Origin of the sequence: Photobacterium sp. Alg240-V54, assembly GCF_900537155.1 — a bacterium.
GTDB lineage: Bacteria > Pseudomonadota > Gammaproteobacteria > Enterobacterales > Vibrionaceae > Photobacterium.
The window spans coordinates 987,561-1,006,030 of the sequence record NZ_UNRL01000001.1 but is presented as its reverse complement, the minus strand read 5'-3'; the positions used below and the strand labels follow the sequence as shown (position 1 = coordinate 1,006,030).

The window sequence follows — 18,470 nt, the reverse complement described above, 5'->3', positions numbered from 1 at the left end:
TAAATGTCGTCATTGTTTGTAGATGAAGGGAGAAAGTTAGAAAGTACAATTGACTTTTCTCGCTTCCTCAAGTCAGCAAAAAAAAATTGGTGGAAAGTTTTAGCATTTAGTGTAATTACAACGGGTGCTATGACACCGTTAGTATTAAAAATGCCACCAAAATATGAAGCTTTTGCTTCGGTATATCTGAAAGCAGATGAAACAAAGCCAACATTATTTGAGCAAGTTAGAAGCTTTGATGCAACGCGTAAAGAATATTACGAAACCCAGTATCAATTAATTAAAGCACGCCGTGTAGCTGCCACTGTTGTCGATGATCTTAAACTTTACAATGATCCTGAATTTTATGGTAAATCGAAAAAACCGTTAACATTGGCACAAAAGAAAGACAATAGCGTCACTTATTTATTAAAGCACCTGACTGTTTCTGCTGTGCGTAAAACACAATTAGTCGATGTAGGTTTTGAATCAGAAAAAGCAGTACTTGCAGCTGAGGTTGCAAATAGTATTGTACATTCTTATATCAACTACACCATTAATGATAATCGTGATGCGACAGACAATGCATCGGTATTATTAGGCAAGCAAATTGCAGATCTTAAAGTAGATTTACAGCAAAAAGAAGATAATCTAAATGCTTTTTTAAAGAAAGAACATTTAATTACATTCCGCGGTATTGATGGTTTTCAAACATCTGAATTAACACTATTAAATGAAAATTTAGCTGCGGCGGTTGCGCAACGTGTACACAGTGAAGCTATTTATAAAACAGTGACTAACCAAGCAAACTCTGGTGTTAAAGCTGCCTTTATTCCTGAAATATCACGCCATCCACAGATGGAAAACTTACGCGTTAAGATTATTGATCAACGGACACTATTATCAGATTTAGAGAAACGCTATGGCGCTAAAAATGAGAAGGTGATTCAAGCTAAATCAAGCTTAGTTATTTTGCAGCAACAATCTAATATCCTTGTTAAACAAATCGTTCAGGGTATTAAAGAGCAGTATCAAGCTGCGGTTTTAAAAGAAAACCAACTGCAAGATTCTGTTAATAAAATGACCGCAAACTTCCAAGTTCTCGGTGATAAAAAGACTGAATACAATAACTTAGTTGATGGAATTACCAAAACACGTAAAATTTATAATCAGCTTATTCAACGCCAAAATGAAACTGAGATTAACGGTCAGTTTGTAGAATCAGCGGCTTCAATGATTGATCCTGCTTTGATTCCAGAAAAACCAACAAAACCGAATAAAAAGTTATTAATTGCAGTTATTGCTATTATGTCTTTACTTATCGCGATCATATTCTTTGTTATTTTAGCTGCTATAAATAATAAAGTATTAACGATCAGTGAGATTAAGCGTCGTCTTGGCCTAGACATTTTAGGTGAAATTAAACGCTACAAAGAGCCGTTAACGCCTAAAAGTATTATTGACAGTAACTGTCATTTACCTTGTTTGGATGAAGCGGCATTTGGTATTCGTAGCGCGATACATTTGTTGAATACGCAATCAAAAATGATCGCTGTATCGTCAACAATAACAGATGAAGGTGCATCAACTGTTTCGGCTTTGATTGCTAAATCATTAGCTGTTGATTCTCGTGTTTTGGTTGTCGATCTTGACTTTAGAACTAAAGTGTTAACAAAGGCGTTAGCTGATCCACATCATGTTGGCATGAGTGAACTGATCACCCATAAAGCGACTAAAGATGACTGTATCATTAAGTTAGCTAACTTTGACTTTATTTCTGCAGGTAATAATGACACGTTGTCTCCATTGCTGTTATTAACCAATAACAATTTGAAAACGTTATTTGCTGAATTTAATGATCAATATGACTATGTTATCTTTGATACACCGGCTGTTGAACAAGGCAAAGATGCTGCACTAATCAGCCAGCTTGTTGATGGGGTGATTTTTGTTGTTGAGTCTAACAACTTAAGTTCAAACCAAATTGTGAGTGCAATTAATCAATTACAATCTAATAAAGTAAAATTACTGGGTTGTGTATTGAATAAAGTAAACGAAAAATTCATTGAAGCAGCTGAAAATATTAATCCCGTTGACGTGAAAGGGATTATTTAGTGAGCTTAATTAAGAGTGCTTCTACAATTGGTGGCTCATCAGTTATTTCACAATTAATTGGTGCTTTTACGATCTTATTCATATCGTATCGTTACGGTATGTCTGCGGTTGGTAATTATGCATTAATGTTGGGCATCATCATGATCGGTGCCCAGGTTGCGTTATATGGCTCGCATTTTTTATTAACAAAAGTACGTGATGATGAGCTACAAATTGCGATTGTTTTTAGTTTCATTCAGTCATGGGCTGTTAGTGCATTATATATTTATTTAGTGCGTTTAAGCTTTGATTTACCTTTTTGGCCGACTTATATATTAACGGCAAGTTATTCGTTAATGATCGTGTCTGAAAATGTATTATTAAGATATAAATTATTTAATAAATTAGCTTTACAACGTATTTCTGTAACGGTTGTTGTATTTATTGCAGCATTATGTTCATGGAAAGATATTTATTTATATGATGTATGGGCTGTGTTTCATTTAAGCTTGATTAGCTATTGGTTGTATAAATATATTGATTTCAAAGACTTTAAACTAAGCTCTTTTTATCCGACGACACAATGCAAATATATCGTAAGGCATTGGCAACATTTGTCTCGTATTGGTAGTGCTGAAGTTATTGCTAATGCAAGCTTACAGTTGCCAACAATATTAATAAACCATTGGTTTAGCCCTTTGGTTGCCGGTTATTTTGCTGTTGTTAATCGGTTTTGTTTATCGCCAGTGCTTATCATGGGGCAGTCGGTTCGAAATTATACATTTTCTAAATGGTCAGAGGATTTTCGTAATAAATTCTTTAATATAAAAGAATATCGTCAAGTAAGAGCGTTATTATTTGGGCTATCTGTTGTTGTCGTTATTGGTATCTATTTTGCTTATCCTTGGATAACAGAACGTTTCCTTAGCGAGCAGTGGGTACAATCAATTGCTACATCACGCATGATGTTACCTTATGTCTTTGTCATGCTGGCATTTGTCCCATTAACTGTTGTCGAGTTAATTTTTGGCTCGCCTAATTACTTTTTGCGTATTCAATGTGAGCAATTATTAATTGTTGTTATTACATTCATTATATTGCCACTTATTTATAAAGATTATGCGTTGTCATTGATTATGTTTTCAGTACTCACTGCAATCAGGTACTTAATGATTTATATCAATATCAATAAGCGTGTACTGAAACTAAAAGAACAAGGTTTTAAATAAATGAATACGGGAGCATATTTCCAAGTCTATGTTTTTGTGACGTTAGTTTTTAGTGGACTCGCACAGTATTTTACTGGCGTGAACGCTTTTCTATGGCTGCCGTTTGTAATGACGATTGGAATGGTGGCATTGCTCCCATTACAAACAAGGTATAATTTTAGACAGCTTGATCGTTTAGAAATTATGATAATTGTACTTTTTGTTGGACTTTTTGTTCTAGCATTAACGTCTTCCTTGTTGCAAGAGGGAATAAAGCCAACAATTGCAGGTATAAAAAACAGCCTTGGTATACCTTTATTATTATTATGTTTAATACTTGGCTTTTGTCGTGAATCACAGATTTATCGAATAACAGAGAAATTATATTGGGTTTTTTATGCTCAAATACCAGTTATTGTTTATCAAATACTGATTGTTGTTCCTGCGCGTGTCGCTGCGCAAGGAAAGATGGACTCTTGGGATTCAGTGGTAGGGACATTTGGCGGTAGTATGAACTCGGGGGGTAATGGTGCCTCAATGGGGTTGTTTGCTATGTTGATAATGCTCATGAAGTTATCTGAGTATAAACATGGTGTTGCTACATTAAAATCATTATTGTTTCATTTAACAATTGGTTTTGCGATAGCGATAATTGCTCAAGTTCAATTTGTAGTGCTGTTTGCACCTATTTTCATGATGTATGTTTTTATCTTACCGAGTTATGTTAAAGAAGTTAAACCGGTAAATATGAAAACCATTATCCTAGGGATAGTCATTATTTCATTATTGGTAGGCGCATTTATAACAATATTGGCCGTTACGTATGCAAATCAATATTCAGCTAAGTTGGGTATTTGGGATATGTTTATGGATAATGTGGGTTATATTTTTGATACGCATGCGATTATTCCAGGGCTTAATGGCCGAGTGGATGAACTTGGACGTCTAACGTCTCTCTTTTTCTGGGCAAAGAACTCCACACTTCATGGTGTTGTAGATCAATTATTTGGTTATGGCTTAAATAGTTCGAACCCTGGTGGTAATACGCCAGGTTATATTTCGATGTTATTTAATTTAAATGTTGGCTCAACAGCACTTGCTATTTATTTGTGGGAAGTTGGATTTGTCGGTACATCATTTTTAGTACTTATTTGTTTGTTAATTATTTGGAATTCTAAACCGAAACCAATGTTTTCCAAAGATGATTTATCGATAGCAGATATAAAATTATTATCCCGACAGCCAGCTTTTATAGGTTTTACGGTTGCGGGCTTAGTAACATTACCTTACGCGCCATTATTAGCATTAATTCCCGTGTATCAGTTCCAATTTTATTTATGTCTTGGTGCTATGCTTATAATCAGAAAAGTGACTATAAATAGAACAAGTAAAATGAATTGCATACGTTGATGTTATATTTATGTGTGATGTGTGGTTATTAGATATATGGTTTTAAAGTGGAGATGTTCCCCTCAATTAACCAAGGAGTAACAACATGTTTAAAAATAATAGTCCATTAGCAGCAAAATTTTTCATGTTAAATTTTCATTTTGCATCACGTTATTATACCGATGGTCTTCGAGGAAAGCTGTTTGTTATTAACTTGATTATATTGAAGTTTTTCAAGTTTTTTTGCGGATTAGATATACCAGCAAGAACAACAATTGGAAAAGGATTAATGATGTATCACCCTCAAAACATCGTTATTAATAAAGAGGTTGTTATTGGTGATAATGTCATATTAAAACATAATATTACGATAGGTAATAAAATCGATAAAATAACCGGTAAATATGTTTCACCAGTGATAGGTAATAACGTTGAGTTAAGTCCTGGTGTCATTATTTTAGGGGATGTTGTTATTGGGGATAATTGTATTATTGGTGCAGGATCAATAGTTACTAAGAGCATTCCAAAAAATAGTATTGCAGTTGGTAATCCTGCAAAAGTTATAAAAAAAATAGATGAGAAGTATTAATGGTTAGCAAGATAAAGATTATAAACTTTGTTCCAGAAGAGTTGCCATCATATCGTCCAGATGTTGATGTACTTTATTCTAAAGAACTGCCTAAACAAGGTGTTGAAACAACCATTGTTGGTATTCCTAAAAAAGAAGCAATTTTTATTAAGGGTAACGACACCACATTAATGACCAGTAAAAAGATGTCAAATAAACATCTGGATTCATTAGCTTATTTTTTTAATGCTTGTAAATTATCGTTACATGCAAAAAAAAATGGATATGATGTTATTCAAGCGCGTGACATGGTTTGGGTTGGACTATTTACTTTGCTAGCCGCAAAATTAACTAAATTGCCCTTCACTTATTGGGTTTCATTTTTATATGCAGAAAGCAGAACGATGCGTGCAAAAGATAAAAATGAAAATATTCCACGTTGGAAGCGTCCAATTCTATTAGCAAAAGGCTTAGTAGAAGAGTTTGTTCTTTATCGCTTTATTTTACCGCATTCTGATCGTGTTTATGTTCAGAGCGATTTCATGTTTAATTATATGAAAAATAAAGGTGTTGATCCTAAAACTATGATGGTTGTTCCTATGGGGGTTGATTTTGATAAAATCGATGAATCTGCAGCAACTGAGCCGAAATATATACCACAATGGCAAGATTCTATCGTTATTGGTTATTTAGGTAGCTTAGATCGATTACGTAAGCTAGAAACCATTGTTCAAGCTTTTCAGCAGGCAAAAGAGCAAGTACCCAATTTAAAGTTATTATTTGTCGGTGACTCTGAAATTACACGTGATCGTGAATGTCTAGTAGAAGAAGCGCAAAAGTTAGGGGTAGCTGATGATTTTATTATTACTGGCTGGGTTCCGACTCAAGAAGCTTGGGCTTATCTCAAAGGAGTTGATATGGTGATTGGTTTTATGAATCGAGGCCTATTACTTGATGTATCAACGCCAACCAAAGCAATGGAATATATGGCGTTGAAGAAAGCCATGATTTGTAATGATTCTCCCGATCAGCAATATGTTATTGAGCAGTCAGATTGTGGTCGAGTGACTGATGGTAGTAGTGAATCTTATGCTAATGCGATGATTGATTTAGCCCAAAATCCGATGTCAGAACAAGAATTAGATGCGGGTTATAATTATATTAAAAACAATCGTTCTTACTCATATTTAGGCCAACAAGTTGCTGATGATATTAAGAATGTTTTAAATAAACACAATGCTTTGTGATAGTGAGTTAGGTTTTATGAAAGTTTTATTTGTAAATAAGTTCTTTTTTCCTCATGGCGGTGCGGAAACTGTTTTCTTGCAAGAGCGAGAAATGGTGAAAAATACGGAAGGTTTTGAGGTTATAGATTTTTCTATGAAACATGAGAAAAACTTACCATCAGAGCAAAGTGAATATTTTGTCGATAATGTTGATTACAATAATGAACATGGTCTTAAGTCAAAATTAAAAGTTTCACGCGATTTTATTCATAACCAACAAGCTTGTGAAAAGTTTGAACAATTAATTATCAATGAAAAACCTGATATTGTTCACTTCCATAATATTTATCATCAATTAACGCCGTCAATTATAAAAATTGCTAAAAAGCATGGCTGTAAAACAATCCTTACAGCGCATGATTATAAAGTCGCTTGTCCAGGTTATGGCTGTTTAATTGATGGCAAAGTGTTTGATGTTAAAAATATTAATGGCAGCTTCGTTAATTTATTCAAATATCAATGGCATGAGGGCTCGTGGTCTAAAAGTTTCTTAATGTCATGCGAAGCTGTATTCCATGGTTTAAAGAAAAGCTATGAGAATATTGATACTTTTGTTGCGCCTTCTGCGTTTATGAAAAGTATGATTAAAACGCGTTTACCCAATGCTAATGTACAAGTTATCGTTAATGGTATTGATGCTAGTACCACTGAAATTGGTGAAGACGGTGGCTACTTTCTTTATTGCGGCCGTCTAAGTCCAGAGAAAGGCGTACCGACTTTAGCGCAAGCACATAGTTTAATGAAAGCAGATGTGCCACTGAAGGTATTGGGTAATGGTCCTGTTAAAGAGTTAATTGAACAACAATATCCAAATGTTGAATTACTTGGTTTCCTTCAAGGTGATGAGCTGTTTAATATCATTAAAAATGCGAAGGCAGTGATTGTCCCTTCTGAGTGGTATGAAAACTGTTCAATGTCAGTGATTGAAGCAATGAGCTACGGTAAACCTGTTATTGGTGGCAATATTGGCGGTATCCCTGAGCAAGTCGTTGATGGTGAAACCGGCTTCTTATTTGAGCCTGGCAATGCACAGGAACTTGCAAATAAGCTTGATATTTTAGCTGAGAACCCTGAACTAGTTCAATCGATGGGTTTAAAAGCAAGAGAGCGAATGATTAATAAGTATTCACTTGAAGTTCATAAGCGCGAACTCATTGCTTTATATCATTCATTAGCTGGTAAATAGATATATCGGTCTAAAGTCAGCCTAACATGGGCTGACTTTTTCTTAGATAAGAAGGGTTGTTGTGAAAGAATCAATTTTAGTTTTAGGTACCCGCGGTATTCCTAATGTTCCCGGTGGTGTTGAATCTCACTGCCAGTCGCTATATCCACTGTTAGTTAAAAAATATGATTTAGATATAACGGTCACTGCGCGTAAACCTTATGTACCTTATTCAGAAAGTGTCTATGAAGGTGTGAAGTTAAAAGCTTTACCAACGGTAACTAATAAATCTTTAGAAGCGCCTTTACATTCATTTTTAGCTGCTTTGTATGCAATTAAAGCTGACGCTGATATTGTCCATGTGCATGCGATTGGCTCTGGTTTAGTTATCCCATTATTACGTTTATTTGGTAAAAAAGTTATATTTACCCACCATAGTCAAAATTATGATCATCAAAAATGGGGTAAATTAGCCAAGTTTATTTTGCGTCTTGGTGAAAAGTGGGCGATGAAATATTCATCAGAGGTTATTGTTATCTCTGACTTTATGCAAAATTTAATGAATGAAAAATATGGCCGCAATGATACCCACTTAATTTTTAACGGTGTTCATGAGCCACAGTTACCACAGCAAAGTAAGATTAATGAATATCTATCTAAATATAATCTTGAACCTCGAGGTTATGTGGTTGCTGTTGGGCGTTTTTCACAAGAAAAAGGCCTAGATGTTTTATTAGAAGCTTATAAGCTTAGTGGCATTAAAAAAACATTAGTACTGGTTGGTGATAGTGATCATGCAACAGAATACAGCACTAAGTTAAAACAAACAGCCCAAGAAACTGATAATGTTGTCTTAACGGGCTTTTTGTCAGGTGAAGAATTACACAGTATATTTTCACAAGCAGATACTTTTGTATTACCTTCATTTAGTGAAGGATTACCTATTGCTTTATTAGAAGCTATGTCTTTTTCATTACCAGCGATAGTCAGTGATATTCCTGCTAATAAAGCCGTACATTTAGAGGATGACTGTTATTTTAAATGTGGTGATAGCCAAGATTTAGCGGATAAGCTTGTAAAGACAATTGATAATCCTCTTGTCTCGTATGCTGAATATCTAAAAAATTATGATTGGAATTTGATTGCAGAGCAGACTTATGATGTTTATAAGCAGGCTGTAATGAAAAAATAAGAGTATAACGAATGTTACCTAATAATTATTCAGATCAAGAACAGGCTATTATTACTCGTTTTTTTAAGTCTATTCCTAGTGATATTTGTGCTTCATTGACCAATGATCAGCGACAGGCGATAGAAACAGCGATAGTGACAAATACGGTTCGAAGTGAACATAGTGTCGATATTAGGCCAACTATTGGTTTTGGTAAGTGGCGTTATTACGCGGTGCTGTTAGCTGGGCGAGATCGTCGTTCAGAAAAAAGAAAAAATGGGTCATTATCATTATTGTGTAAATCGCTCGGTATTATTTTTGGTGTTATTTTATTATTTATGTCTGCAGTGTTGACGATGTATTTAATTAAATCGGCATTAGGCATTGATATTTTTAAACACTTTTCATTTGGTGTTTGGGATGCATTTCGAAATACATTCATAAAGTAATTTAATGCATTTGGTGGCTTTTATTTGCGTTATCAATAAGGTGGACTATGAGAATATTTAATAGTAAATTCTGTACAATAAAATAACCAATAAAAGGTCGTAAAGTCATGAAAAAATTATATATTGCTCTTAGTTTAGTTGCTGCATCACTATCAACATCAGCTTTTGCTGATTCAAATATCCCGAGTAACAATGGTGATTGGCAAGATTGTGGCCCTGCAAAAGTTGAAGCTGTTCGTGTTGAACATGGTGCTATTTTTGCTTATCTAAATAATCCGTCAGAACATTGGTCAGCATGGAAGCGTATCGCGTTAGATAAATCAAATGAAGATTATATGGCTAAACCGATGAAGCTGTTAGCCCGTTCTAATTTATCCGCGGCTCAACAGCAGCAAATAGAAGAACATTTACGTTTTAAAACTGAAATGCAAAGTTCACAGTTTCAGTCATTATTAGAAAATGCATTAATTCGTAATAAAAAGGTTATAGTACGCTTCCCTGGTACAGAAACATGTAGTGCAGATAATTGGACTTCTAACGCAGTAATGGTTCAATTAAATAAATAATATTTATTAAAAAAGCGTCAAATATGATTATTTGACGCTTTTTTGTTATTTAATCGTTATTGATGTTAATTGGAACCATTTGTTATCAATCTCTCCATTGATACCTAATAATACCTGCGGTTGATGAGTGTTAGGCTTAACCATTGCAATATCAACATAATATTGTCCTTTAATGATTTTTTTAGGAAGGGTAAATGTATTATTTTGATTGTAAATAGGAGCCTGACTTATAGTATTCGATGCTGGCATCCACTGGGTAATATTATTATTAGTGTTGAAATAATAGATATCTTTATTATTTTTGCTTCTTAATCGCCATACAATAGGGTAGTTATTATAACTAGGAGCAACTCCAACATTCTGCCATTGTGAGTTAAAGGTAATACTGGTTTCTGGTTTGAATTCACTTATTACTTCAATATGGTTTAGGTTAAAACGATAACCCAGTTTTTTTATCAAAGCGTGTAATAGTGGTTGGTATTGTGCTGGTATTTTTGTTGATTTTAAATTGAATAATGATGTGTGTAAGTTCAATATATAATCAAACGTTTTTTTCACCATTTCTGGTGTATATACTTTGCTTTTTTTTGCCCAGTCAACCATATCAGTACATATTTCTAAATCAACCGGAGCATGCTGCCAGCGATTTAGAAAGTCTTTGTCTGGATACGTGTTTTTTATTTTTCCTTTACCCTCGATATGCTGAATCGTTTGTGGATAACCCTCTTCCATATGATTCCAGCCATGACTCCAATCACCGATGCAGTCAGCTCGCCATCCTAAACCATGGAGTGTTGCATAACTTGTTGTATTCTCGCTGGTCGTGGCAATACTCATTGTGAGCATTTTATTTGGAAATGCTTGTTGCATCATGGTGATATAAGGAATGAGATCTTTTGCTTTATAACCATGATTACCCAATGTGGGGGCAGGATCTTTATAGTGAGTTGCAAGGTGCCATTCTCCCCATGTACCGACTAAACCCACGTCTAAGCGCAATATAGTAGGGTTATGATCATAGCGTTTTCCCATGGCATCAACAAATCGTTTTAGGTCAGCTTTAAAAATTTTATTTTTGTAATCAATGATAAAGCTATTATCATTTTTGCATATAGCATGCGTTTTTGGATCTATTTGTTTTTTTAACCAGCAAGGAATACCGAGTATTTTTTTTCCTGCACGAGGAGAGGGCTTGTAATAAGTATCGTTAAGTCCTGCCATTGTCATAAAACGAATAACGATTTTTTTATTTTGGGCTCGAGCTGCTTTGATCGTATCATCTATAAGTTTATAATTATAAACACCTTCCTCTGGTTCTAATTGTTCCCAATACCAACGGTAATAAACAACACTTGTTTCTGGATAAGATGGCTCAGACCAATAAAGATTATTATGACGGTTAATAGTTTGATGATCGGTAATTCCAATATCAGGGTTAACAAGAATACCACTATTAATCGACGGCGTGTAATTGATTGTGATTGGTGCTGCTTGCGCTAATATCGGAGTGATAACAGCTAAGAGACTAACAATAATTAAATGGTTATGCTTCATGCTAAATGCCAATGTCTAATAATACTGAAGTATAACGTAGATATTAATTAGCATATCAGTGGAGTGTTAACTAAGTGATTAATTGCGAAAAGCCTGTAAAGTTAAAGACTAGCATTGTACTAGCCTTCAACCGTATTGATATAAAATTAAGACTTATTCATTAAGTAAATGGATTTAACGTGATGCCATTTGTCTTGTCTTACACCCTCAACACCTAATTTTATCGCTGCTTGTTGAGTATTGGGTTTTACTAATGCGACATCAAGGAAGTAGTGATCATCGGTAATATTTTCAGGTAATGTGAAGCTATTTTTTTGCGTGTATTGAGGTGAGATGTCCTCTTTATTATCTGCAGGAAGCCAATGACGAATATCATTATTGGTTTCAAAATAATCGATAACATTATTGTTACGGTCTCGTAATCGCCACACAACCGGATAATTATTATAACTTGGTGCTACACCTGTGTTTTTCCAACTAGAGCTAATTAAAAACGGCGATCCGGCTTTAAAATTACTGGTAACCTCAACAGTATTCAATTCAAATCTGTAGCCTACTTTTTTAAGAAAATCATCTAATAATGGCTGATATATTTCAGGAATATTGCCTGATTTTAGGTTTAATAATGATGTATGCATATCAAGCGCAGTTTCAAATGTTTGTTTAACTTTCTCAACCGTATAAATGTCTTTTTTAGCGGCCCATTCATCGACAGTGTAACAAATTTCAAAATCGACAGGCGCTTTTTTCCAACGTTGAAGAAATTTAGGATCAGGATAGCTATTATGGTTATTTCCAAGTCCTTGTGCGTGCTCAAAGGTTGCTGGATAACCATGTTCCATGTGATTCCAGCCAAGCTCCCAGTCACCAATACAATCTGCTCGCCAACCATAATTTCGTTGAGTGCTATGACTTAATATATTTTCATCGTTTGAACCGAGATACATGAGCAGTGTTTTATTGGGAAATGCTTCTTTCATCATTTTAGGAAATGGTAATAAGTCTGCATCTGTATAGGCGTGGTTGCCTAATGTTGGTCGCTCATAGCCTTTATGTGATGCTAAATTCCATTCGCCCCATGTTCCAACGAGACCGACGTCAAGACGTAAAATATTAGGATTATTGTTATAGCGTTCACCCATGGCTGTTAGAAAGCGTTTAAGGTTCTTTTTAAAAACTGGATTTTTGTAGTCAACGGTATAGCTGTTATCATCAGCGCAGGTTTCACCGATTGTATTTGGGTCAATTTTTTGCTTTAACCAACAGGGAATGCCAAGTATTTTTTTGCCCGCATTGGGTGAGTTACTGTAGTAGACCTCATCTACGCCTGCCATTGTCATAAATCGAATAACAGTGGTCTTTCCTAATGCTGCAGCTTGATTGATAGTATCGTCAACAAGCTTGAAATTATATTGTCCCTTTTGTGGTTCTAATTCTTCCCAATACCAACGAAAATAGACCACAGATGTTTCTGGGTGGGTTGGTTTATTCCACCATGGATCATTTTTAATATTAAAAGAATGGTGTTCAGTAATACCAATATCTGGATTAATAAGAATATTATCGATTGTTGATAGCGTTGTTGTAATTGTTATTTCTTGTGCCATTACAGTATGAGTTAATGGCAAAGCAGCAATGCTTAGCAGGCATATTTTGGTGATTATTTGTAAAAAAAATTGCTTGGGGGAAGTCGATTCTTTAGTGCTTGCATGCATAGTAATTCATCCGTGGAATATTAAACAAAAAAACATAGTCGATATATATTCGTTGGGTTGCACTATGCCAAAAAAAAATAAATTTAAAAGCACTATTGTCGGAATCGGAATCACATATTTCAATAATCGCGATTGTTTTTGTGTATAAGCTGTTTCTGATGTGTTTTTGTTTGTTATTTTAGTGGTGTTTTTATGGAGGTGTTATTGATTATGTGTATGGATACAATGGGGAGGGGAGGTGCAAGTAACCGCTTCTTAATCATGTAGTTAAGAAGCGATTGTGTGCTATTGTTGAGTATTTGTTATTGCCGCAGGTGTATGGGCAACGTAGGCTTTTGTTCCCCAAAGAGGTACGGTCGATAAACTGTGTTTATAGCTACCTGTTGTTGTTTTGGTTGAATATGATAAATACATTAAGGTTTCTGATTTTGGATCATAAATACGACGAATCTTCATAGTTTTAAAGAAAATACTTTTAGACTTCTTAAAGACAACTTCGCCAGATTTTGATTTATCAATTTTCGCTATCATCTCTGGTGTTATTTCACCCGTTTGACGGCATGAAATAGATGAGTCTGATGGATCCGCTAAACTCAAATCTGCTTCGATGCTAGCAATATGGCAAGTAACACCTGGTACAATCGGGTCGACCAATGTATTTAACTTTATATCCTTAGTGGTAAACATGCCTAAAGAAACATCGCCAACTTCATTATCAGAACACCCACTCAGTGTTAGTGCAATAGCAATCGAACTGGCAATCAATAAACTTTTTTGCATATAAGCTCCCTGTTAAATGAACGGTATCATTTAAAAAATTTCAATATGGTTTGTTATTATGATGCTAAGTTATACGCGAAATGATGATGATTTTCATCATTCTCTTTCAAATACGGTATTTGTCAGTAACAGCTTATGGCGAGAACTGACTATTTGAAAAATAAATATCAAATAATTTTAAAAATATTATCGTGTTTTAAGTTATTGATAAAAGTTGTTTTTTGTATGTTGTTGCGGTTATTTTTTGAGTCAACTTAACAAGTTTTAAATGATTTTTATTAAAAATGGTCTTTCCAATAGCAACAATAACACATAGGATGAATGTAACAGCAATGTTACTATTAATAATTATCAACGGATGATTATTACTGATTATGAGGAGGATATGATGTCAAATATTCTTGCGTTTCCAGTAAAAGAACAGCCTCGAGATCGGACGCCGTTAGAATTAATTGTTGAACAAGAATTGTTGGATTTAGGTGCTGATAGCTACATGATTGATGTTGTCATTCAACGAATGGAAAAATTTTTAGCGCTTGCTTCGTTTGAGTTTGATTTAAAAATGCAAGTGTCTAAAAACTGTTTAGATGAAATGAATCAAAATGTATTCCCTGTCATTTCTGACATGCAAGCGTCAATGCGGGATACGATGAATGAAATGTTAACTGAACGTGTATTGCATGAGATTCGTTTATATAATTTAGAAAGGCACGCCGTTAAATAATACATGGTTTATTTTTTAGTTTTACAATATCTGCAACAAACAATCAAAAACGCCGCTGTCTAATGTCTATCATTAACAGCGGCTTTTTATTAGTTCTTATTTCCTAATTGCCAAATTTTTTCTGCACGACTACCAATTATCCAGAAGCTTAACGCTAATACCGCAAAAAAGATCGCTTTATGGAGCGTACCCCAAAAAAATTCAAAATAGCGGCTATACAAACATAATAATAAAAAGATGATCCCAAAGGCTCTTATGAGTGAATTATTATTTTTAATGCCATAATAAATAGCACTTAAGGTGACCAATAGCATCGCCACGCTCCAGCCCCATAACTCAATCTGTTTTATATGTGACCAAGCACTTAAACTGTCATAGTTGCCAAAAATAGTTAGCATCCACAAAGCATTGAAAAAATACATTAATCCCATAAATAGTGTCGCTTCTTGAAGAAAGAATAATCGCGAGTGACGTTTTAAGGCAACACTCGCAGATATAATTAATATACCAACAATGGTAAACCGTAATGGAATATTCATTCCCCAAAACAGGTAGTGATTCTGAGCGAGATAAGAGGTTTCAGTTAACACCCATAACCCAATACCAATGAGTGCAAATAACCACACTAAAACGGAGTATAACTGGATACCGACGATAAGGTAGATGAGGGTCGGCAGCAGAATAAAAATACTCTCACGCCAATGAAGTGCTATCGCGGTATGGCTTAAAAAGACACTGGTTATTGCGGTTATCAGTACTCCAAAAAAGAATATTGCTTCATTGCTAACGGTTTTTTGTGGGTAACGCTGTCGCCGTCTTACACCGAAATAAAATAGTCCGGCTGCAATCATGGCGCTAAAAAAGGCAAGTATACTCGCTGGTGTATTGATGATTTTTGCAATCAATGAAATTAAATAATCGTCAGCGATCAGCAAAATTACTGACAGAATGAAACATGCAATAGCAACCCAAAATGAATACACAGCCAATAGTTTCCAATCAAAACTAATCACATCATAGCTGTGACGCAGTTGCTGAGCCTGTTGGGCATCAATAAGTTGTTGTTGCTGCCATTGATTAATAGTGTCGTTAAGGAATTGTCCTTGGCGTTTATTAACTTTCATATCCATGTGAATTCCAGATAACATCGTTCGCATATACGCGTTGTGTCATCTTATTGGTATCGTTAAAAGTAGAACGGATAATTGTAACTGATCGTCATGCTATTTGCGGCATGAATAACATTAGTAACAGAAGGCAAATAGTGCAATATTATAATATTGGTTGTGATGACAAGCAGTGTCGACATAGGCAAGCAGATACAGAATTTGATAATGTCTGGCGTGGTTCAATCTCAAAACACCAGCATGTGGCTTTGCCCGCCTTAATATCACATTGTGCTGGTTGCTGACATTGTGGGCACTGGTGAGTTGCCTTAATGGCTTTGATGTCAGCCATGATCGCCAGTTGTTGCTGTTCTGGGTAGGCTATCCAGTGGCTGATCTCTGTCATTGTTCGTAAGCAGCCACTGCAAATTCCGGCATTATTTTTACATTTAGCGACACATGGCGATTTCACTATAATTACCTATTAACTATTCGTCTAACAAAGGTGTCATGCTAACGGTTAATAGTGATAAATGCTACTTTGCTTCTTCGATGAGATTTATAAAGATCAACCGCGTTTTACAGGTTACCAAAACAACTATGAAGCTGTTTGCTTGAGTAATTCATAAATTGCAATGTCATCTTGTGATAGATGATGACTTGGAATCGTTAGCGCAGTAACATTTTTCATGCCGATTTTTAGCATTACATTTTCAGGACCTGAAACTGTTTTTAAATGTCGGCCGTATAGGTGCTCTAAATTGAGTTTATTGAAGCCATAGTCTTTAATCCGTTCTACCGCTTCAGTACAGTAACCATTGCCCCAAAATGGCACCCCAATCCAATAGCCCAGCTGGGCACTGTTTTGATTGATATTTTCTAATCCCGCACAGCCGATAAGTTGATGATTGCTTTTTAGGGTAATAGCGAAAATAGCCGATTGTTTGCTATACCATCCAGCTAAATGTTTGCCTATCCACTTACCAGCCATACCATCAGAATAGGGGTGTGGAACACTGATGGTACCGTTAGCAATGTCAACGTTACCAGCTAGTCGCTGTATCTTAGTGGCATCTGATAGTTCTAATGGGCGAAGAATTAAGCGTTCTGTTGTTAACAGTGGTTGCATTTTATTCATAATAATATTCTCACAAACATAGCTAGATATGGCTATTAATCAATAAATTTGAATTAATTTATAGGGGTGCGATCAATGATTTGATGACTAGCATGGTGAAATAGTGAAATCTGTGCAGTCGCGCTTAATTATTAGAACGATGTGAACAGTTGTCTTTGCTAGCGCAAAAGCGATAACTGATTATAATGATGATTCTGACATCTAACTCAATTAGTTGCTGTTTTTTCTTATACAGCAATATGTTAGGCTTATCTAACCGAAATAATGGAAAAATAAATACTTAATATTATCAAAAAAAAGACTTACAGTAGTTGTCAAATAGCAAAAACAGAATTATATTAACTATGTTGATATAAATCGTTAGGTGAAATTAGCTCCAAAAATTAGAAAGTCTTTTTTTACATTCTTTCCTTAATTACCCTCCACGACACTTATCATCATTATATTTATTCACAACGGAACTTATACATAGAAGTTGTTGTCATAAATAGATAAATATAAAAACTTTGTTCATCATAATTCAATTAATATGTCATTGTAATGTCATACAGAATTGATTAACTAGAACACGAATAGTCGAGTAAGAACGGTATTAATATATAGTGATATCAACCTTGCTCATTGGGAAATAAATGAGAGGTTTATAATGAAAACACGTAGTCGCAGACAGTGGTTTTACCATAAAAATCAAACAACTAAAGCTATAAAAGCTTAAGGTTTGAAAAACATTTCTTTATTGATGATAAAGAAATGAATACATTTAATTATCCTCTAATTAAATGTTTGTTGAAAATTGTTCATAACAAATATCAACCGCAAAGTAGCCAGAGATAAACATTCATATTGTAAAATTTCTGGCTAACTTATACTCCTTTTTTATAATACATTATTAAGTTTAACGTTTAACCCAAAAAGCAAACGATTGCCATTGGTGCTGTGCTGGTTGTTATCGATGAAAAATTATGCCCGATTATTAATTATCTATATATATTGCCACCAATACTCAAATCGGTTGGGATCGTCGTGAGTGTAATATTACCAATATAAATATTACCGTCGACAACCAGTTTATTTGGAAGGGCTTGAAGCTGACTATTTTGGATAAATAAATCACCTTTAACATATAAGTTGTCAGGTAGTTTTTTGAGTTGAGTATGAGCGACGCTAAGATCGCCATAGACTTGTAAGCCAAAATTAAGTTCTTTAATTTTAGAGTAAGCAAGATTGATGTAGCCGTCGACTTTAAGTGCCAATGGTAAATACTCAATATGGCTATAGGCTAAATTAAGATTCCCTTTAATGGTAAGGCTTAATGGCAAATATTTAATTTGGCTACTTTCAAGGTTAAGATCTCCATCCACCACCAGGGGATCGGGTAAGCGAATGTTACCACTGTATTTTAGCGAAAGGTTACCATAACTATCTTGATAATTAAGTAAATGGGTCGGAGTAAGTGCTAACGCTGGTTGAGTGGTAATTAACACTCCGATTAGGCATAACAGCCATTTATAACGATACATATTGAGAGCCAGAACCATTTTTAATCATGAATGAGTATTGATATCGGATGATTGGCTT

Annotated in this window: 17 protein-coding genes; 10 read left to right on the top strand and 7 right to left on the bottom strand. The window is 34.8% G+C overall.

All coding sequences use genetic code 11. The annotated features are described in order from the left end of the window. The first annotated feature begins 3 nt into the window (after window positions 1–3). The 9 genes from G6R09_RS04315 to G6R09_RS04275 all read left to right on the top strand — a co-directional run bounded on the left by G6R09_RS04315 (window position 4) and on the right by G6R09_RS04275 (window position 9,875). Window positions 4–2,094, top strand: coding sequence for a polysaccharide biosynthesis tyrosine autokinase (locus G6R09_RS04315; RefSeq protein ID WP_065166603.1), 2,091 nt, complete (start codon window positions 4–6; stop codon window positions 2,092–2,094). Further along, on the top strand, window positions 2,094–3,302 hold the full coding sequence (locus tag G6R09_RS04310) for a lipopolysaccharide biosynthesis protein (protein ID WP_065166604.1): 1,209 nt from the start codon (window positions 2,094–2,096) through the stop codon (window positions 3,300–3,302). The genes G6R09_RS04315 and G6R09_RS04310 overlap by 1 nt, the downstream gene beginning before the upstream one ends. Next, window positions 3,303–4,691 carry a capsular biosynthesis protein gene (locus tag G6R09_RS04305; RefSeq protein ID WP_065166605.1) on the top strand — a complete coding sequence of 463 codons (1,389 nt, stop codon included), beginning with the start codon at window positions 3,303–3,305 and terminating at the stop codon, window positions 4,689–4,691. Window positions 4,692–4,776: 85 nt separating this feature from the next. Beyond that, window positions 4,777–5,259: a serine O-acetyltransferase gene (locus G6R09_RS19995; RefSeq protein WP_065166606.1), complete on the top strand. Its 483-nt coding sequence runs from the start codon at window positions 4,777–4,779 to the stop codon at window positions 5,257–5,259. Then, complete coding sequence (locus tag G6R09_RS04295; protein ID WP_163920702.1) at window positions 5,259–6,485, top strand: glycosyltransferase; 1,227 nt, start codon at window positions 5,259–5,261, stop codon at window positions 6,483–6,485. The genes G6R09_RS19995 and G6R09_RS04295 overlap by 1 nt, the downstream gene beginning before the upstream one ends. Before the next feature lie 16 nt (window positions 6,486–6,501). Then, the gene (locus tag G6R09_RS04290) at window positions 6,502–7,710 is read left to right on the top strand and encodes a glycosyltransferase family 4 protein (RefSeq protein WP_163920699.1); all 1,209 of its coding nucleotides are present in this window, start codon (window positions 6,502–6,504) and stop codon (window positions 7,708–7,710) included. 61 nt (window positions 7,711–7,771) lie between these two features. Next, window positions 7,772–8,881 carry a glycosyltransferase family 4 protein gene (locus G6R09_RS04285; protein WP_163920697.1) on the top strand — a complete coding sequence of 370 codons (1,110 nt, stop codon included), beginning with the start codon at window positions 7,772–7,774 and terminating at the stop codon, window positions 8,879–8,881. Between the two features lie 11 nt (window positions 8,882–8,892). Continuing rightward, complete coding sequence (locus G6R09_RS04280) at window positions 8,893–9,309, top strand: hypothetical protein (RefSeq protein ID WP_163920694.1); 417 nt, start codon at window positions 8,893–8,895, stop codon at window positions 9,307–9,309. A 107-nt stretch (window positions 9,310–9,416) separates the two neighbouring features. Then, entirely contained in the window at window positions 9,417–9,875 is a 459-nt protein-coding gene (locus G6R09_RS04275; RefSeq protein WP_065166609.1) for a hypothetical protein, read from the top strand. Between the two features lie 45 nt (window positions 9,876–9,920). Here G6R09_RS04275 and G6R09_RS04270 read toward each other — a convergent pair whose 3' ends face one another. The 3 genes from G6R09_RS04270 to G6R09_RS04260 form a co-directional block, all read right to left on the bottom strand. Continuing rightward, a complete protein-coding gene (locus G6R09_RS04270; RefSeq protein ID WP_163920691.1) occupies window positions 9,921–11,429 on the bottom strand; it encodes a DUF4832 domain-containing protein in 1,509 nt (502 codons plus the stop codon). Between the two features lie 146 nt (window positions 11,430–11,575). Continuing rightward, window positions 11,576–13,144: a DUF4832 domain-containing protein gene (locus G6R09_RS04265; protein ID WP_163920688.1), complete on the bottom strand. Its 1,569-nt coding sequence runs from the start codon at window positions 13,142–13,144 to the stop codon at window positions 11,576–11,578. Between the two features lie 285 nt (window positions 13,145–13,429). Beyond that, window positions 13,430–13,924 carry a CreA family protein gene (locus G6R09_RS04260; protein WP_065166612.1) on the bottom strand — a complete coding sequence of 165 codons (495 nt, stop codon included), beginning with the start codon at window positions 13,922–13,924 and terminating at the stop codon, window positions 13,430–13,432. Between the two features lie 385 nt (window positions 13,925–14,309). On the opposite strand from G6R09_RS04260, the gene G6R09_RS04255 reads away from it, so the two are divergent. After that, a complete protein-coding gene (locus G6R09_RS04255; RefSeq protein WP_240345698.1) occupies window positions 14,310–14,648 on the top strand; it encodes a hypothetical protein in 339 nt (112 codons plus the stop codon). A gap of 89 nt (window positions 14,649–14,737) precedes the next feature. Here G6R09_RS04255 and G6R09_RS04250 read toward each other — a convergent pair whose 3' ends face one another. The 4 genes from G6R09_RS04250 to G6R09_RS04235 all read right to left on the bottom strand — a co-directional run bounded on the left by G6R09_RS04250 (window position 14,738) and on the right by G6R09_RS04235 (window position 18,412). Next, complete coding sequence (locus tag G6R09_RS04250; RefSeq protein WP_163920685.1) at window positions 14,738–15,778, bottom strand: hypothetical protein; 1,041 nt, start codon at window positions 15,776–15,778, stop codon at window positions 14,738–14,740. A 142-nt stretch (window positions 15,779–15,920) separates the two neighbouring features. Continuing rightward, the gene (locus G6R09_RS04245; protein ID WP_065166615.1) at window positions 15,921–16,226 is read right to left on the bottom strand and encodes a DUF1289 domain-containing protein; all 306 of its coding nucleotides are present in this window, start codon (window positions 16,224–16,226) and stop codon (window positions 15,921–15,923) included. A gap of 126 nt (window positions 16,227–16,352) precedes the next feature. Next, window positions 16,353–16,892: a GNAT family N-acetyltransferase gene (locus G6R09_RS04240; protein WP_065166616.1), complete on the bottom strand. Its 540-nt coding sequence runs from the start codon at window positions 16,890–16,892 to the stop codon at window positions 16,353–16,355. A 977-nt stretch (window positions 16,893–17,869) separates the two neighbouring features. Beyond that, window positions 17,870–18,412 carry a hypothetical protein gene (locus G6R09_RS04235; RefSeq protein ID WP_065166617.1) on the bottom strand — a complete coding sequence of 181 codons (543 nt, stop codon included), beginning with the start codon at window positions 18,410–18,412 and terminating at the stop codon, window positions 17,870–17,872. Window positions 18,413–18,470 lie beyond the last annotated feature (58 nt).

Excerpts from the sequence above, each read along its gene's own strand:
- G6R09_RS04315 (WP_065166603.1), top strand. The coding sequence starts at position 4 with ATGTCGTCATTGTTTGTAGATGAAGGGAGAAAGTTAGAAAGTACAATT.
- G6R09_RS04280 (WP_163920694.1), top strand. The coding sequence starts at position 8,893 with ATGTTACCTAATAATTATTCAGATCAAGAACAGGCTATTATTACTCGT.
- G6R09_RS04235 (WP_065166617.1), bottom strand. The coding sequence starts at position 18,412 with ATGTATCGTTATAAATGGCTGTTATGCCTAATCGGAGTGTTAATTACC.
- G6R09_RS04265 (WP_163920688.1), bottom strand. The coding sequence starts at position 13,144 with ATGCATGCAAGCACTAAAGAATCGACTTCCCCCAAGCAATTTTTTTTA.
- G6R09_RS04255 (WP_240345698.1), top strand. The coding sequence starts at position 14,310 with ATGATGTCAAATATTCTTGCGTTTCCAGTAAAAGAACAGCCTCGAGAT.
- G6R09_RS04305 (WP_065166605.1), top strand. The coding sequence starts at position 3,303 with ATGAATACGGGAGCATATTTCCAAGTCTATGTTTTTGTGACGTTAGTT.
- G6R09_RS04240 (WP_065166616.1), bottom strand. The coding sequence starts at position 16,892 with ATGAATAAAATGCAACCACTGTTAACAACAGAACGCTTAATTCTTCGC.
- G6R09_RS04290 (WP_163920699.1), top strand. The coding sequence starts at position 6,502 with ATGAAAGTTTTATTTGTAAATAAGTTCTTTTTTCCTCATGGCGGTGCG.
- G6R09_RS04275 (WP_065166609.1), top strand. The coding sequence starts at position 9,417 with ATGAAAAAATTATATATTGCTCTTAGTTTAGTTGCTGCATCACTATCA.
- G6R09_RS19995 (WP_065166606.1), top strand. The coding sequence starts at position 4,777 with ATGTTTAAAAATAATAGTCCATTAGCAGCAAAATTTTTCATGTTAAAT.
- G6R09_RS04260 (WP_065166612.1), bottom strand. The coding sequence starts at position 13,924 with ATGCAAAAAAGTTTATTGATTGCCAGTTCGATTGCTATTGCACTAACA.
- G6R09_RS04270 (WP_163920691.1), bottom strand. The coding sequence starts at position 11,429 with ATGAAGCATAACCATTTAATTATTGTTAGTCTCTTAGCTGTTATCACT.
- G6R09_RS04295 (WP_163920702.1), top strand. The coding sequence starts at position 5,259 with ATGGTTAGCAAGATAAAGATTATAAACTTTGTTCCAGAAGAGTTGCCA.
- G6R09_RS04250 (WP_163920685.1), bottom strand. The coding sequence starts at position 15,778 with ATGGATATGAAAGTTAATAAACGCCAAGGACAATTCCTTAACGACACT.